The organism is Streptococcus sp. 27098_8_75, from assembly GCF_041432475.1.
Lineage (GTDB): Bacteria > Bacillota > Bacilli > Lactobacillales > Streptococcaceae > Streptococcus > Streptococcus gordonii.
On the sequence record NZ_JAPVZR010000004.1, the window covers coordinates 246,607 to 261,563 of the forward strand.

General features: G+C 32.8%; 16 protein-coding genes and 3 pseudogenes. 11 read left to right on the top strand and 8 right to left on the bottom strand.

Features of this window, described 5'->3' with window-relative positions:
- Nucleotides 1-13: 13 nt before the first annotated feature.
- Both O3640_RS08255 and O3640_RS08260 read right to left on the bottom strand, forming a co-directional pair.
- Complete coding sequence (locus O3640_RS08255; protein ID WP_061596958.1) at nucleotides 14-259, bottom strand: TraX family protein; 246 nt, start codon at nucleotides 257-259, stop codon at nucleotides 14-16.
- A 42-nt stretch (nucleotides 260-301) separates the two neighbouring features.
- Complete coding sequence (locus O3640_RS08260; RefSeq protein WP_061596957.1) at nucleotides 302-640, bottom strand: TraX family protein; 339 nt, start codon at nucleotides 638-640, stop codon at nucleotides 302-304.
- Nucleotides 641-745: 105 nt separating this feature from the next.
- On the opposite strand from O3640_RS08260, the gene O3640_RS08265 reads away from it, so the two are divergent.
- The 4 genes from O3640_RS08265 (at nucleotide 746) to O3640_RS08280 (ending at nucleotide 2,480) form a co-directional block, all read left to right on the top strand.
- Entirely contained in the window at nucleotides 746-1,357 is a 612-nt protein-coding gene (locus O3640_RS08265) for a TetR/AcrR family transcriptional regulator (protein ID WP_371586834.1), read from the top strand.
- A 199-nt stretch (nucleotides 1,358-1,556) separates the two neighbouring features.
- Nucleotides 1,557-1,904, top strand: coding sequence for a hypothetical protein (locus O3640_RS08270; protein ID WP_371586835.1), 348 nt, complete (start codon nucleotides 1,557-1,559; stop codon nucleotides 1,902-1,904).
- Nucleotides 1,905-2,261 carry a class Ib ribonucleoside-diphosphate reductase assembly flavoprotein NrdI gene (locus O3640_RS08275; RefSeq protein WP_371586836.1) on the top strand — a complete coding sequence of 119 codons (357 nt, stop codon included), beginning with the start codon at nucleotides 1,905-1,907 and terminating at the stop codon, nucleotides 2,259-2,261.
- 33 nt (nucleotides 2,262-2,294) lie between these two features.
- Nucleotides 2,295-2,480 (top strand): hypothetical protein, encoded by a 186-nt coding sequence (locus tag O3640_RS08280; protein ID WP_045773562.1) that lies wholly within the window; start codon nucleotides 2,295-2,297, stop codon nucleotides 2,478-2,480.
- A 775-nt stretch (nucleotides 2,481-3,255) separates the two neighbouring features.
- Here O3640_RS08280 and O3640_RS08285 read toward each other — a convergent pair.
- Nucleotides 3,256-3,618, bottom strand: coding sequence for a hypothetical protein (locus tag O3640_RS08285; RefSeq protein WP_061597420.1), 363 nt, complete (start codon nucleotides 3,616-3,618; stop codon nucleotides 3,256-3,258).
- 426 nt (nucleotides 3,619-4,044) lie between these two features.
- Between O3640_RS08285 and O3640_RS08290 the strand changes: the two genes are divergently transcribed.
- From O3640_RS08290 to O3640_RS08305, 4 genes and pseudogenes are all read left to right on the top strand, one after another.
- The gene (locus O3640_RS08290; protein ID WP_061597419.1) at nucleotides 4,045-5,031 is read left to right on the top strand and encodes an ATP-binding cassette domain-containing protein; all 987 of its coding nucleotides are present in this window, start codon (nucleotides 4,045-4,047) and stop codon (nucleotides 5,029-5,031) included.
- Entirely contained in the window at nucleotides 5,028-5,822 is a 795-nt protein-coding gene (locus O3640_RS08295) for an ABC-2 family transporter protein (RefSeq protein ID WP_061597418.1), read from the top strand. The genes O3640_RS08290 and O3640_RS08295 overlap by 4 nt, the downstream gene beginning before the upstream one ends.
- Nucleotide 5,823: 1 nt before the next feature.
- Nucleotides 5,824-6,609, top strand: coding sequence for an ABC transporter permease (locus tag O3640_RS08300; protein ID WP_037585174.1), 786 nt, complete (start codon nucleotides 5,824-5,826; stop codon nucleotides 6,607-6,609).
- A gap of 424 nt (nucleotides 6,610-7,033) precedes the next feature.
- Nucleotides 7,034-7,436: pseudogene (locus O3640_RS08305) on the top strand (SDR family NAD(P)-dependent oxidoreductase); the annotation flags it as partial.
- A gap of 82 nt (nucleotides 7,437-7,518) precedes the next feature.
- On the opposite strand, the gene O3640_RS08310 reads toward O3640_RS08305, so the two are convergent.
- Both O3640_RS08310 and O3640_RS08315 read right to left on the bottom strand, forming a co-directional pair.
- The gene (locus O3640_RS08310; protein WP_061597417.1) at nucleotides 7,519-7,794 is read right to left on the bottom strand and encodes a helix-turn-helix transcriptional regulator; all 276 of its coding nucleotides are present in this window, start codon (nucleotides 7,792-7,794) and stop codon (nucleotides 7,519-7,521) included.
- On the bottom strand, nucleotides 7,781-8,146 hold the full coding sequence (locus tag O3640_RS08315; protein WP_061597416.1) for a type II toxin-antitoxin system RelE/ParE family toxin: 366 nt from the start codon (nucleotides 8,144-8,146) through the stop codon (nucleotides 7,781-7,783). Before O3640_RS08315 ends, O3640_RS08310 begins: the two co-directional genes overlap by 14 nt.
- A 399-nt stretch (nucleotides 8,147-8,545) precedes the next feature.
- On the opposite strand from O3640_RS08315, the gene O3640_RS08320 reads away from it, so the two are divergent.
- The gene (locus tag O3640_RS08320) at nucleotides 8,546-10,012 is read left to right on the top strand and encodes a serine/threonine-protein kinase (RefSeq protein ID WP_371586837.1); all 1,467 of its coding nucleotides are present in this window, start codon (nucleotides 8,546-8,548) and stop codon (nucleotides 10,010-10,012) included.
- Between the two features lie 204 nt (nucleotides 10,013-10,216).
- Nucleotides 10,217-10,999 carry a toll/interleukin-1 receptor domain-containing protein gene (locus tag O3640_RS08325; RefSeq protein ID WP_061597414.1) on the top strand — a complete coding sequence of 261 codons (783 nt, stop codon included), beginning with the start codon at nucleotides 10,217-10,219 and terminating at the stop codon, nucleotides 10,997-10,999.
- Nucleotides 11,000-11,319: 320 nt separating this feature from the next.
- On the opposite strand, the pseudogene O3640_RS08330 reads toward O3640_RS08325, so the two are convergent.
- Nucleotides 11,320-11,505: pseudogene (locus tag O3640_RS08330) on the bottom strand (transposase); the annotation flags it as partial.
- Between the two features lie 439 nt (nucleotides 11,506-11,944).
- On the opposite strand from O3640_RS08330, the pseudogene O3640_RS08335 reads away from it, so the two are divergent.
- A pseudogene (locus O3640_RS08335) lies at nucleotides 11,945-12,836 on the top strand (IS110 family transposase); the annotation flags it as partial.
- Here the strand turns inward: O3640_RS08335 and O3640_RS08340 are convergent.
- Both O3640_RS08340 and O3640_RS08345 read right to left on the bottom strand, forming a co-directional pair.
- A complete protein-coding gene (locus O3640_RS08340; protein WP_008809656.1) occupies nucleotides 12,815-14,134 on the bottom strand; it encodes a sensor histidine kinase KdpD in 1,320 nt (439 codons plus the stop codon). The pseudogene O3640_RS08335 and the gene O3640_RS08340 sit on opposite strands and share 22 nt — an antisense overlap.
- Nucleotides 14,135-14,824: a response regulator transcription factor gene (locus O3640_RS08345; protein ID WP_003703141.1), complete on the bottom strand. Its 690-nt coding sequence runs from the start codon at nucleotides 14,822-14,824 to the stop codon at nucleotides 14,135-14,137.
- Nucleotides 14,825-14,957 lie beyond the last annotated feature (133 nt).

Genomic DNA, 14,957 nt, shown 5'->3' on the forward strand with positions numbered 1-14,957 from the left:
AAAGTCTCGTTTTCTAATGCCCTAAAAGGATAAAGCGGATAAGCCAGAGCAGGCTGATATGCAGGGGATAAAAAGAGTAGAAGCCCCATTTGACCCAGAGTGGAGAGCAGCCGTGCTGGCCATTGTAGGCTTCCAGCAGCGGAATGACCAGTAAAATACCAAATTGGGCTAGAAAGACGGTCCGGTTTTCAAGACTGGGATAGGACAGCAGCGCACTGCCATATAAGAGAACAAAGGCAAGAAAGATACTGCCAACCACTTTGCGGATACCATTAGGCTTTTGATAAGTATGGTAGAATCCTCAGATAATAAGAATGCCAAAGATTTCCCAGTCAGAGAAAATGGTTAGCATAACAAAGAGTGGCAGCAGCAGAGCGTTTAAGACAGGCTGTTTAACCTTTTCCAAACACATCATCATGAGCACGCCCATCATAAGGGTGAACATGATATTATTAAAATAGGGAACAGGAAAGCCAGGGTTGAACAGAGATTCAAAAGGAATGATGGAAATCAGCCAGAAAATAGCCATCCGTCCTACATATTTCCACTTGCTGTGGGTGTACGGTTGAAAAATTCTTAGAAAAATAAAAGTAATTACCAGTAGGGGGATGGTACCCTGGTTTCGTCTTTCCTTGAGCATAGCTCAACCTCCAAAATATAATCTAAAAAATAATTTGATTAGCAAACTATCTTTTTTGTATAGTATCGCATAAATGCTTGACAAATAGCAAGAATATGTTAGAATATGAATGAATATATAAATCTATTCATTCATAAAAGAGGCATAGAAATGGATAAAAAAAATGAGCTGTTGGCTGCGGCTAGGGAAGTATTTGCAGAAAAAGGCTATAAGGCAGCTGGAATTTCTGATATTGCTAAGAAGAGCCGAATGGCTGTCGGATCCTTTTACAAGTATTATGAGTCCAAGGAAGATATCTTCTTGGAGGTTTATGTAGCTGAAAATAGCCGTATACGTGAGGGAATCATACAACGCGTAGACTGGCAGGGCGAACCCGAGACAATCGTTGAACAGCTTTTTGCAGTCACTTTTGAATTGATTTCACCCAATAAAATTCTGGCTGAGTGGAACAAGCCAGGCATTTCTCAGATTCTGCACGATTACTATAATCAGGATTCCGGACGAGCATCCAATGCCTTTCATCAGTTTCTGATTCAGACCTTCAGCCAGCGCTTGCAGGAAGAGGGCTTTTCGCAGGAGAAAATAGCTGAGATCATGAAGGTTTATGACTTGATTTATTACATAGACATGCATGTCACAGAGCAGGATTTTTCAGGCTACTTCGATAGTCTTGAGACTTTAGTGAAATATTTTGTTAAGGGAATTTTTTCCAAATAGAGGAAATTCCTTTTCTTAGAAGCAGATATGAATGAATATATATAACCATTCATTCACGAATAAAGGAGGTGATGGCTTATTTAGTGCGAATAGGAATAGGAAGAAATGTGATTGCATAAGTATAAAGTGAATTACTTTTTAGAAAGATTTGAATGAATATTTGGAAGCGTTCATTCAAAAATAGAAAGTGAGGAAAAGAATGAATAAGCAAGGAGGATTTGCTATGAGTGGAATGGCTATTTTGGGTATCTGTCTGGTCGCAATTGGTCTTTTGACCATTGGCTACGGCGGTGTGACAGTTGGTTTTAGTTTAAGTGTGGATTTTCAGTCATTTTTAGTCGGAGGTCTCATCCTTGTCCTAATCGGAGCAGCTTTGATTCCGGGTTTGCCGGCAGTTGCTAAGCTGACAGCACTGGCTTTGACAACTTTGTCATTGCTGATTTACATTCACATGATGCCAGATTTAGAGTTTATGCTTATGCTCATCTCTGATGTTGTGGTTTTAGGCTTTGCGGCCTGGTTTGCTATCCTTTTTTTAAGAAAGTAGGTGATGAAGATGATTGTAGTTTATGATTCAAATACTGGTGTTGGTAAACGATTTGCAGAATCACTGGGCTATCCGACCCAGAGCATTAAGGAGAAACTGGAAGTGCCCTGTATTCTCATTACTCGAAATGCTGGAGCTGGGAAAATTCCTTGGTCTACCAAACGCTTTATCAAGAAACATCCTGGGCTGATTAAAGGTTTTGTTAACAATGGTGACTCTGTTAAACACGGCCGGACCTTCTGCGGAGCGACTGCCTTGATTATCGAAAAATATGGGCTCCAGCATATCTGCGATATTGACCAAGGCGGTAGTTCAGAAGATGTCAAGACTGTACAGGCATTTTTGGCGGAGTGCTAGTCTCATCAAGTTTTGTATAAATGGAGGATTCGTATGTCTAGGTTCAAGAAAATTGGGAGCTTGTTTCTGGCTCTGATTTCTGTCTTTATCCTAACGGCCTGCGGGCATGTACAGAAAGATCCTGACACTTCAGATAAGACGGAAAGAAATTCTTCCAAACAAGAAGAAGTAGATCAGAATCAGGTAGACGCAACTTCCAGTGCGTCACAGAAAGATTGACTTTTTTCTCAAAATAGAAGATCTTAATTTGTTCAATGATTTTTAGGTCATCTTTTGACCTGTTTTGTGTATTAATAGGAGAGAGAAGACTTAGCATCTTCTTTCTCCTTTTTATTATAAAACCCTGAGAGCATTCCTATAGTTTTTTAATAGTCAATTCACTTAGCTGATGATGGCTATCTAGTAAATGCCAATTACAAAGGAACCATTAAACAAATCCAAGAATTTTTACTACAAACGAAAGATTTATCGATTGGCGGTTATTCTTTAAAATTGGCATCGTCCCAACCATTAGATACTGTTTATTTTCTTTCTCAAGTAGGATTAAATGATTCGGGGACTCTTATTGTATCAGATAAAGTTATTAAAGAATTGAACGAAGACTTTTCAACTGTAAAAACAACGTTTTTAAAAAATTATGCTCAAAATACTTCTTCCCTATCCATAGGTGGATAGGGTTTTTCGTTGTTCATTACACGTTCTAAACATTCAACACTAGATTGCAGATGAAACATTTCATATTTTCTATCTACCTCATCTCGAGAATTCCATAGTCCTTCTAGATGTCGCTTTATATGCCAGATCGCTCTTCTAATATTTTCTTCTTTTAAATTATTCATGAATCCATTGTATAATAAAATACAATCCAATCTCTTTGATTAAACTAATTTGCATGAAATATAAACTATTCGGTTAAGAATAAGTTTAAAAGTTTTTTGAAGTAATCTATTCAGCACAAAAAAACACCTATTCGGTAAAATAGGTGTGAATGATGTTATTTATATCCATATTGTTTTAGAGCCTTTTTATACGCTTCGCTACCTTTAAGATAGTAGTCATGCTTAACTCCACTAATATCAACAGAAAAGACCCCATCTTTAAATGAATATTCTTCTGTCCGACTTGCAATATTTTGTCCAGTTAATTCGACCGTATTTTTTTGTTTGTTAATGGTAAAGCTATCGGCTTCTCCATGCTCAATGGAAGCATTATTTCCTTTAATAGTAAACGCTAACTCGTTTCTTTCACTTGAGATCCAATAATACTCACCATCAAAAGATTGGTAGTTGTTTTTAGAGCAAGCAATTAACGTAATTATTGATAATGAAAGTAGTAGTATACCTATTAATTTTCTCATAATCTGTGCCTCCTTCTATAATTTTAATTATACCAAAATAATATTACAAGAGTATGTCAGTGTCTGTTATAACGGAAAAATGAAGAAATGTCTATTATAACAGAAAATAATTAATTTTAGGGAAAGTACTTATTTTTCGGAAAGATACGTGAGAATAATAATCTAAGAAGAATTCTGGAGCCATATAACCAAAAATTTTTTTAGAGCTAATTATCCTTAATTATGTACTTTATTTAAGTGAAAACTAAAAATTTTTCAAATGTACATTTTATAATTAATTTTTAGGTGGAGAATTATGTTATAATCGAATTGAAATTGAGGCTAGATAATATAAGGAGATTTATAATGGCGACAGTGTTTGATGTAGCATTTTGGTAAAGTATGGAAAAAGTACAAGTAAATATATTTTATCGAAAGGAGAGATATATGAGTGAAATAGTTATTAATGCTCAGAATTTATCTAAAAATTTCTATAATTTTGATTCAAGACTCCCATTTATCAAGAGATTTTTGAAACGTAATCAAATAACGATTCGAGCTGTTCAAGATATTAGTTTTACGATTAAGAGAGGGAGTATAGTTGGCTTTATTGGGAGTAATGGAGCTGGTAAATCCACAACGATTAAAATGTTGACTGGGACTCTTTATCCTAGTTCCGGAAAATTAGAAGTGAATGGAGAAATTCCATTTAAAAGAAGTATAAATTTTAGAAAAAAAATTTCAATAGTAGTAGGAAATAAATTACAGTTATTTCAAGATGTTTCGGCTATAGATTATTTTCAATTGATTGGTACTTTATATGAGGTAGAACCGGCGATTTTACAAGAACGAATTCAGGAGTTAAGCAATTTGTTGAATGTAAAAGATCAGCTTTACCAGCAGGTCCGGACCCTCTCTCTTGGACAAAAAATGAAAATGGAGTTTATCGCGGCATCTTTAACAAGTCCGGAAATATTATTTTTAGACGAGCCTACTATAGGGTTAGATATACAGTCTAAAAAAGATATCAGAACATTTTTAAAGAAAATGAATGAAGAATGTCATACTACTATTATTTTAACGAGTCATGATATGGATGATATTTCGTCTGTTTGTGACGAATTAATCGTCATTGACAAAGGAAAAATTATTTTGCAGGAGTCAATGGATGTTATTTTATCTAAATTTTCTGATTTTAAATATTTAAAGATAAAAACGACATTAGATTTGGTACCAGAGTTATGCTCTGTTAAAGGAGTAGTAGTCATTTCTCAAACAAAATCGGAATGTATACTAAAAATACCTAGAGATTTTGTCTTTGAGACATTAGAATCAATCAATAAGCTTGTAGATATAGAAGATTTTGAAATATCAAATCTTTCTTTAGAAGAAATTATTTTACAAAACTATTTTACAAAAAAGGAGCACAATTGAAAAAAGAAATGTCTATTATTCTGATATCATTTCGATCTATTTTGAACTATAAATCAAGTGTACTATTGTTAATGTTACAGGCAAGTATACAAATTATGATATCAGTATTTTTATGGACATATATATATCAGAGTAACCAGATAAATATAGCAGGATATGATTTTACCTCAATGGTTCAATACTATTTGGGGACTATAATTTTTTCATATTTTGTTTTTTATCCAGTTGATTGGGAAATCAATGACGATGTTCATTCAGGAAATTTTTTTAGCATATTAATAAAACCTGTTACTTTTTATAAGTATTATTTTTGTAAAATGCTTGGAGATAGGATTGCTCATTTATTATTTATCATCATTCCTGTCATTTTATTCTCCAGTGTTTATTACAAGAATGAGTTATTAACCATTGAAATTCTTATTTTAGGAAGTATTGCAATTATTCTATCTATGGTTCTATGGTTTTTAATATCATGTTGTGTAGGTATGCTTTCTTTTTGGTTAGAAAATATATTTTTTGTCCTTACTGTTAAAGAAATAGTAATTCAGTTTTTATCAGGAATATTATTGCCTTTAAGTTTTTTTTCGAATAATTTTCGTCTGTTTTTAGATGTATTACCTTTTAAATACTTAGTATATGAACCGCTTCAGATGTTTAGTAATGATACATATAAATTAATAGACTATTTGAGAATTATTTGTATTCAATTGATTTGGTGCATCATTTTTTATATTATATCAAGATTCATATTGAGAAAAGGAGTGGAGCACTTCTCAAATGTGGGAGGATAAAATGTTTAGAATAAAAGTAATTTTTAGGCTACTTCATTTTGGTTTTAAATCTGATATGAATTTTCATTTTGACTTCTTTTGTGGTCTATTTTCGTCGATACTGTGGATTGGTTTACCTATTGTATTTTTTAGATTGATTTTCTTAAACATAGACTATTTTAATGGTTGGGACTATTATCAAATTTTATTTTTGGTAGGTTCCTACACTATTGTAGATGGAGTTATGATGGGATTGTTAATTAGAAGTATGGGAATTTTAGAATCAGATATTTTGAGTGGTAACTTGGATCAAATTTTATTGAGGCCGTTTGATACTCAGTTGTTCTATATTTTTAGATCATTTAATTTAGTTCAATTCGTGAATACTTTTTTTGGTCTTGCGATCATTTTTATAAGTTATGGAAATTTAAATGTACATTTAAATTCATTAAAAATATTATTTTATATCCTTTCTTTAATGTGTGGTTGTATTATATATTATTCAATTTGGTTTCTAATAACGATTAGTTCATTTTGGTTCCCAACTAAATTTTCAAAAGTAGATGTATTTTTGAATTATATTGGAATTTCTAAGTATCCATATAATATTTTTACAGGTATTAACAGATTGATCACTATGTTATTTGTTCCCAATTTATTAATTGCCAATCCTGCAGTATTAATATTTTTAGGGAAAGATACATTGAACCTATTTTTCTATCAAATAGTTTTTACAGTTTTTTTGATTATTATCAGTCGTACAATTTTTAGAAAAGGATTGAAAAAATATGAAAGTGCAGGAAGATAAACAATGTTGTTCAGTTATATGTTTGACTAAAGGAAGTGATTCGCTGTACTTTGTTTTGTGGTCATTGAAACATCAGATAATTATAAACTATAATTTAAAGAATAGTATTATTAACTTATAGGTGCTAAGAAAAAATTTAAAGAAATTCCCTCATTCAATCAAACTTATTCATATTTTTTAAAATAAGAAAATAGTTGGATTTTGATGATGGTTGATATAAAGCTAAACTGAAAGTACCTGAAATCCAACTGTGCCAAACCAGGATTGAAAAAGGCCCGTAAAGCGTCACAATTTAGTAAACGTTAAAACTTATTTACACTTATTGAAAGCATTTCGTCTAATACGAGATGCTTTTTTCTGGCTTAATTTTACAAATTGGGGGAAAATATAAATTCACTTTATTAAGAAAGAGGTGTATAATGTAATGATTCATCTAAACATTGAAGCTTTAACCATTTTATCAACTCTGTATGTGAGAGATTATAAAGATTGTAAAGGTGCTCAATTGATTAACTTATCATCTAGAGGCGGATATGATGGTTTCAAATGCGGTTACATACTGTGCGAGTAAATTTTATGTCAGTGCTTTCACAGAAGGTTTGGCATTAGAACTAGAGGCAAATAAAAACCAATTAAAAGCTAAGGTTTTGGCTCCAGCTGCTACAGATTCGAAAGAGTATGATTACGATGAACACTTTGCCAAATATCATACGGGCAAAGAGATGGCACAATTTTTGATAAAATTATATCAAAGTGACGAAGTTGTTGGTTTAGTTGATGTTAAAAACCTTGAGTTCCACCTTTGTGGGCCATTGTTTAGCCATTGATTGTTACATATGATATTACATGTGATAAAAAAAGCTGATGAATTTATATTTCATCAGCTCTTTTGAGAGCTTAATTTGACTATTAGCTTATGTTGATAGTTAGATTTTTATTCAGAGCAAGTGCAATTTTGCTCATTGTTTCAATGCTTGTGTTATTTCCGCGTTCAATGCGAGCAATGGTAGACTGTGGGACATGAGATAGGGAAGCTAGCTCTCTTTGGGTGAGGCCTGCTGTTTGTCGTGCGTCATAAACTGCAATAGCACTTTCCAAAATAGCTTTTTCAGTTAAAAAGCCTTCTTTAAAATTATTGTTTGCTAGTTCGTTTTCTAAAAAATCATCAAATTTAATTGTGGTCATGGTTGTTGTCCTCAAATTCTTTCTTTAAATCCTTAGCGTGTTTTATCTCACTCTGGGGTGTTTTTTGTGTTTTTTTGGTAAAGCCATGGGTGATGATGTAGCGTTCATTGATAACATGAAAATAAAGTGCCCTTTGAATGTTAGAAGCAACCTTTGAGCGGATTTCAAAGATGTCGTCATCTAGCTTTTTCACCCATTCCATACGTTGAGCAACTAAAAGACCATGCTCTTGTATAGTGGCGATAGTTGCCAGTAATTTTTGTTTGTCTTTAATTGGTATAGTTTGTAAAAATTCTAGGAACTCGGTGTGTCCATTTAACCGAGTATAAAACTCAAATTTTGGCTTTTTCATTGTACCTCCATGATAGCATATATTGTTCTTTTCTTCAAGAATAATGGTGTGAGCTTTATCCAAATGCTATGCTACAATCATATAGTAATTATGTATTTTTTATTCTTAATCTTAGTTTTGGTTGTGAAAATAGTAGTAAATTTATTCTATCTGTTGACGGTTGAGATAAACTCTAAGTGACATATATGTATGCCAAAGGAACACTTTGGGTATTTCTTGTAATTTTAGATTAATTTCTATATTAGGATAGTGTTGTATTATGTCACTAAATAAAAGGAAATTATAACTAAAGTAGAATTGGATTTGGTATAATAGTAATTGAAGTCACTGTACAGTAATTTTATGTATAACTTGAAAATTATTTTGTAAAGAAAGATTCTAAGTTAGAATGGGGTTATAATGGCAAAAATTACTTTTCATGATAAAAATATAATAAAAAAATTTTTCAATGAAGGTGGGTATGTTCTAGATTTTTCAAATCGTACCTTTGATGAATTTACATATCACTCTGTTGGTGTAAAAGTTCAAGAAAAATACGGTTTATCAAAAGGGAAATCATTTGAAGCATATATAGATGAAGCTTTTGATGAAGATGTTATTAAGTTGGTAGGAGATTTACTAATCTATTATGATGACCTTCCAGATGATAGTTTTAAAAAGAGTGATATTAAGAATAGGCAAGCAGAGAAACTAAGAAAAAAGATAAATGCCTATATAGAGAAAGTAATAGTAAAAACTGACAAATCCTTTCTCGCTAAAGGTGGATTTGCTGATATTTATTTACAAAATCATTCTCAACGGATTGTGAAAAAGTTGAAAAATGAATATAAACAGAACTCTGCTCTAAAAAGTCGCTTTAAAAGAGAGTTTGAAATCATGCAGTCTCTATCGCAAGTAAATGGGATTATTAAAGTTTATGAATTCGATGAGTCAGAGTTTAGCTATACGATGGAAAAAGCTGATTTTACTTTAAATGATTATATTGTAAATAATGAATTAGAATTAAACCAAATATTTAATCTGTTGTTTCAAATATTGACAATAATGGCTGATGTTCATTCTCGTGATATCTATCATAGAGATTTGAGTCCAAGCAATATTTTTCTATGTGATGGGATTATAAAGATATCTGATTTTGGATTAGCTAAAGATTCTACTGTCAATCATTCTCATTTGACTATGAACACAAATAATTATGGGCAGTTTTATTATTGTGCGCCAGAACAGATAACTGGTCTAAAAAATGCAACTAAAATGAGTGATGTCTATTCGTTAGGAAAGGTGGTTAATTTTTGTTTAACTGGAAACCCAACTAATGAAAAACATGTTCTACGAACTTTTGTTCAAAAAGCCACCTCTTATCAACCAGAATTAAGGTTTAGAGATGCAGGGGAAATGCTTGAACAACTAAGTTATCACCTGCGAATTTTTCATCAAAAGGATTCAAAGCAGAAAATATTAAAAAAAATTCAACAGAGAGAATATGATGAAACAATAACGATATATCTTAATAATATTTCGAACGTGGATTTGTGTCGGGAACTTATTGACATAGGAGAAAATTACAAATTGGCTTGCATTAAATTTATGAAAGTAAGCCCAGAAAATGCACTATTCTTGATTCAAAAACTTTTTCCATCATTAAAAGAAGTTGCAACCTCTTTTTCTTCAAATGATATTTTTGCATCTCTTGCATTTGATGTATTAAAAGATAAGCATTTTGATTACTTGAGTAAAGAAATGGCTGCAAGGATGTTATATTATGTAGCTCGGGAAGTAAATCGTTTCTATGCCCAGAGGCTTATAGAGGACTTGAAACATAGTTCTATCGAACCAATGTTAGAAAATATTTTAGATGGTGAGTAATTATGTAGATTTGGCTTAAGTTGGGAATAAGATATTGAAAAGGAACATCTTAATGTGTACTCCCTCATACAGTAGACAGTGAAAAACAAAGCCTTTATTGTACCCAAAAATCGGTGTTTTCACATAAAGGGATAAAGACTGTTATTAAAGTATGGATTTATGATAAAATAGTTTTCTTATAAAAAAGAAGTTATAGGGGATTGTATGATTTTTATTAGTTATAATCACAATGATCAACAGTTAGTTGATATGGTTGCTAGGCAGTTAGAGGTATCATTTGGTAGAAATAATATTTTTTACGATAAGTGGTCAATGCAACCAGGTGACAGTATTGTAGGTAAGATGAATGAAGGACTAGAGCAGTATACTACTTTTTTCTATTTTTTATCTAATAATTCTCTTAAAAGTAATATGGTTATAAGGGAATGGCAGAGTGCATTAATGAGTGCAATTAGTAATAATTTAAAATTTGTACCCATCCGCCTTGATGATTGCAATCCTCCAGCTATTATGAAAGATTTGCTCTATATTGATTTATATGGTTCTGGTATTGATGAAGCTATTTCACAAATGCGAGCTGTCGTAAGTAGAGAAAATAATTACAAACCCTTAGAGGATAAAGAAAATCTTGTTGCTATTTTACATAAAAAAACGGACTTTGAAATTGAATTCGAGATACGAGCAACAATGTTTAGTGTCCAAAGTGTTGATTTTGCATTTGTATGCGATAATGATTTTGATGACTTCGATGTTTTAATTCATGATGAACAAATGATATATACTCGAAATGGAGAGGCGTTTAAAGTTTTATCAAATGGGGAACAGAAAAATATAAATATGGTTGTTAAAACAATATATAGAGTTTTAACACCAAATAGATCATTGAGAGGTGTCTTAAAATCTAAAAAATCCCCTCTTAATTTCGAAGGGATTCTTCATTATTTGTCCGAAAATAATTTTAAGGAAATAAATTTAATTTGGACGTAAAATTGTTAAATGGTGTGAATTTTATGGTAAAATCTAGCTCAATCCGTTTATTTTTAGGGGAAAATTCACACCATTCAACTGAAATTTATTCAAATTAAATGAAAATGTTCTTTCTGAAAACGTGGGAAAACATTGATTTTAAGCATATATTGAAACTTATTCAAATAAAAATCTTTCAAACCAGGTCTTAAGAAAGCACGTAAAGCTTCACAATTTAGTAAACGTTAAAACTTATTTACACTTATTGAAAGCATTTCGTATCAAAAATACGGGATGCTTTTTCTGTTCACCCCAAATATTTGAACCTTGAATTTCCTTTAATACGTTCCGTTACGACTGTTGGCTTTAAAATAATTAGCTTTATCGTAAGGCTCATACCCTAAAAAGGCTGATAACTCTGCTTGAAGCAGATCGTTCATAACTGTTTCAAGGGATGAACGAAAAAATTCATCAATATCTTGCTTTTGGGCTAAGAAGTTAAGTAGTTCTGTGGTAAACTGAGTCATAGGAATAAACCTCGTTCTAGTAATGTTTCGTAACTCTACTATAACGGATTTCTTCCTTTTTGTGTTTACACAACCTATTTTACACTACCAAAAGAACTTTAGCTATTGGGTATGCAAGCTAAAGTTCTTGGCTCTATAATTTCTGTAGTAGGTAAAGCCACCATAGGAATTATAGAGTCTATTTTGTTGTAGAAAACATACTAAGATTAGTAGTGAAGAAATCTCCGACGCGAGAGAGTACTCACTACTTTTTCTTTATGTTAAAGTAGTGGTGTCTTGTAAAGTCGTAGTGCTCTATGGCGCTAGACGTCGTTTGACAAACTGGCAAGACACCTTGTTTTAGGTGGAGTTTGATCAAAGTATGTGGGACGCTAAACGTCGCGTATTGAAAATAAAATCATTAAAACATGGAATTATTCAAGACAAAAGAGGTAATGTCATGCGTGCAGTATTTGGAATTGATGTCAGTAAAACAAGTTCTGAGGTGGCCATTTTAGTCAACGGTGAGAAGGTTCATGGCTACACCATACTCAATGATGCCATTGGATTCAATCGCCTGTTGGGGGACTTGAAAACTGTTCATAACCCTAAGATTATATTTGAGGCCACAGGCGTCTATTCTCGACGTCTTCAGGCCTTTCTTGAGGAATGTGGTTACTCTTATACACGGCTAAATCCACTGGAAGCTAAGAAGCAATTGGACAGTCTGCGAGTTCGTAAAACAGATAAAATTGACGCTGAAAAGTTGGCTAAATCTCAGCTTGTGCACAATCGTAAACCAACTTACGTGCAGGAAGAAGTTTATCAACACCTGCGTGATTTAAGCCGTTTCTATCAAAATATGACTGAAGATCTTGTTCGAGCTAAAAACCGTGTAAAGAGTTTGTATTAAGCCTATCTCAAAGTGACTTGTGTGAGATTATCCGTCAATCTACCTCCAAACGCATCTCTGAAAAGCGTATTGCTTACCTGACTGATAAACTTATAAAACTCGCTAAACAATCTTTTTGTGCGGTCAAGAATTGCTTCGTCTTTCTGAACGCAGACAAGTTATCTTAAACGACATGGTAGCTCTAGCTCAGCCTTTACCAGAGTATGACATCTTACGCTCGATTCCTGGCATCGCAGAAACCACAGCGACATCTATCATTGGCGAATTGGGAGATATTCGTCGCTTTCAGTCTACCAATCAAATCAACGCTTTTATTGGCATTGACCTGAGACACTATGAATCTGGGAACTTTCTCGCCAAGGAACACATCACTAAACGAGGGAATCCCTATGCCAGAAAAATCTCGTTCAAGTGCATTCACAACATCGCTTCAGCTACTAAAGGTAAAGAAATGGTGACTTTTAAGCCTGGATGATTGTCCAAAAAAACAATTTCACCTTGATGTAATTTAACAATTTGTTTGGTGATAACTGTTCCCATACCATGTGATTCATAATTAGTTGATTTTTGATTTAGCTCAGTAATTTTTTGAGCTGTAATATCTCCTTGATCCGCAATGACGATGAGCACTTTATTATCAGATAATTGATAAGTCAGATCAATCTGGTTAGAGCCGCTGTGCATAATACTATTAAGCAAGAGATTTCTAAAAGCTCTTGCTAATAAAGTTACCTCTCCTTTTACCAACACTGTCTCGGCAGGCAAATCAAAATGAAGTGTAATTGTTTCATAATTATTCAATATATCGGCAATTACTGTTCGTAGGACAGCAACCAAATCAAGATTGGAAAATTCGGAGTGACGCTTTTGGTTATCCAATAAGTAGCTCATATTGAGATTAGAAATCATTTCTTTCATAGTTTGAATCTGATTTTCAATTTCCTCTGTCTGCTTTCCTTTGCCATATTGCTGCTCTAACTGACTGTTATAACCTGATATGAGCATAAGAGGATTGCGTAAATCATGACTGACCCCTCTAATCCATTGCTCTTTCATCGTGTTGCTTTCTTCCAAAATATGAGATGTTTCATTGAGAGCCGTCTTAATTTCAGAGAAATTTCCCTTTTCTTTAAGAACGATATTTTGACCTTGAGATAAAGAAGTGACAGCAGTAATAATCGGCTCCATCTCCTTTTTAATACGCAACTTTGATCGGCTCAAAAGAATAAAAATAAGTAAAAGAATAATACCCAAGAAAACAAGTCCCAAACTGAGAAAATTCCTAATAAATTGCGTATTAGCATAGAAATTAAATTTTGCTAAGGAATGCTTTTTAGGATAGCCCAAAACTAAAATTTGCTGACCACGTACATAGGAGAAAACAGGGTAATCTTCTAAATACCAACGTGAAAATTTAACCATATCAGCATTCGTATAATGCCTTTTGAGTCCTTTAGGTAAATGATAAGATTGGACAATATTGCCATCTTGATTCAGTACCATAGCCCAAGTATTTTGTTTATCCATTTCAATTTTGCTGCTTTTATCAAAATTGAAATTATTCTCTTGACTCGATTGAGCGATTTTAGTGTAAAGTAGTTCCGGTTTTTCCTTTCCATAGAAACTAAAATAGGCTGAGAAAACCAAACCATAAACAAAAACAAGTCCTATGATTAAAGCCAAGATTAATAGAACATACCTGGTTAATAACTTAGTAAAAAATTTAACGGTATCCATTTAATTCACCTTTAGTTTGTAACCCAAACCTTTAACCGTTATTAAGCTTTCTGGTTTAGAAGGATTGGCTTCAATCTTTTGTCGAATCTTACGAATATGAGCCATTAGGGTATTATCATAGCCTTGGTATTGTAATCCCCAGACCTTTTCTAAGAGTTGGTCAAAAGTGACAATGCGATTCTTGTTATCATATAAGACCTTAAGAATACTGTATTCCTTAGCTGTCAGCTGAATCTCTAGTTTTCCTTTGGTAATCAAGGCTTGGCTAAAATACACCTGGCAAGCAGGTAAAACAAGGGTATCTTCCTTTTCGGGATAGGCTCTTTTTAGGATGGAAAGAATACGCAACTCCAAATCTCTTGGACGGAAAGGCTTGATAATATAGTCATCTGCCCCTAACTCAAAGCCCTGATATTGTTTTTCTATATCGGAGATTGCTGACAAAAACAAAACAGGAACCATTGAAGTCTTACGGATGCCCTTTAAAACTTCAAATCCTGATCCTTCAGGCAGCATAATGTCTAAAATAACTAAATCAAAAGATTTTTCTTCAAATTGCTCCAAAGCTTCTTTTTGTGATTGTACACTTGTTAGATTGCTAAACCCAGCAATGCTCAATGATTCTTGCACTATTTCTAAAATTTCTGGGTTATCGTCTAAAATTAAGATCTTCTTTTCTTTATAATTCATACTATTACCTCAACAAGACTAGTATAACACATTGCTTCCTTGGTCAAGGACTTTAAAGTAAAAATTAAGGAAGAATTAAGGTAATGAACAGGTTAAAATAAAGGAGGTTCATTATAATGAAAATAGCGAAAGG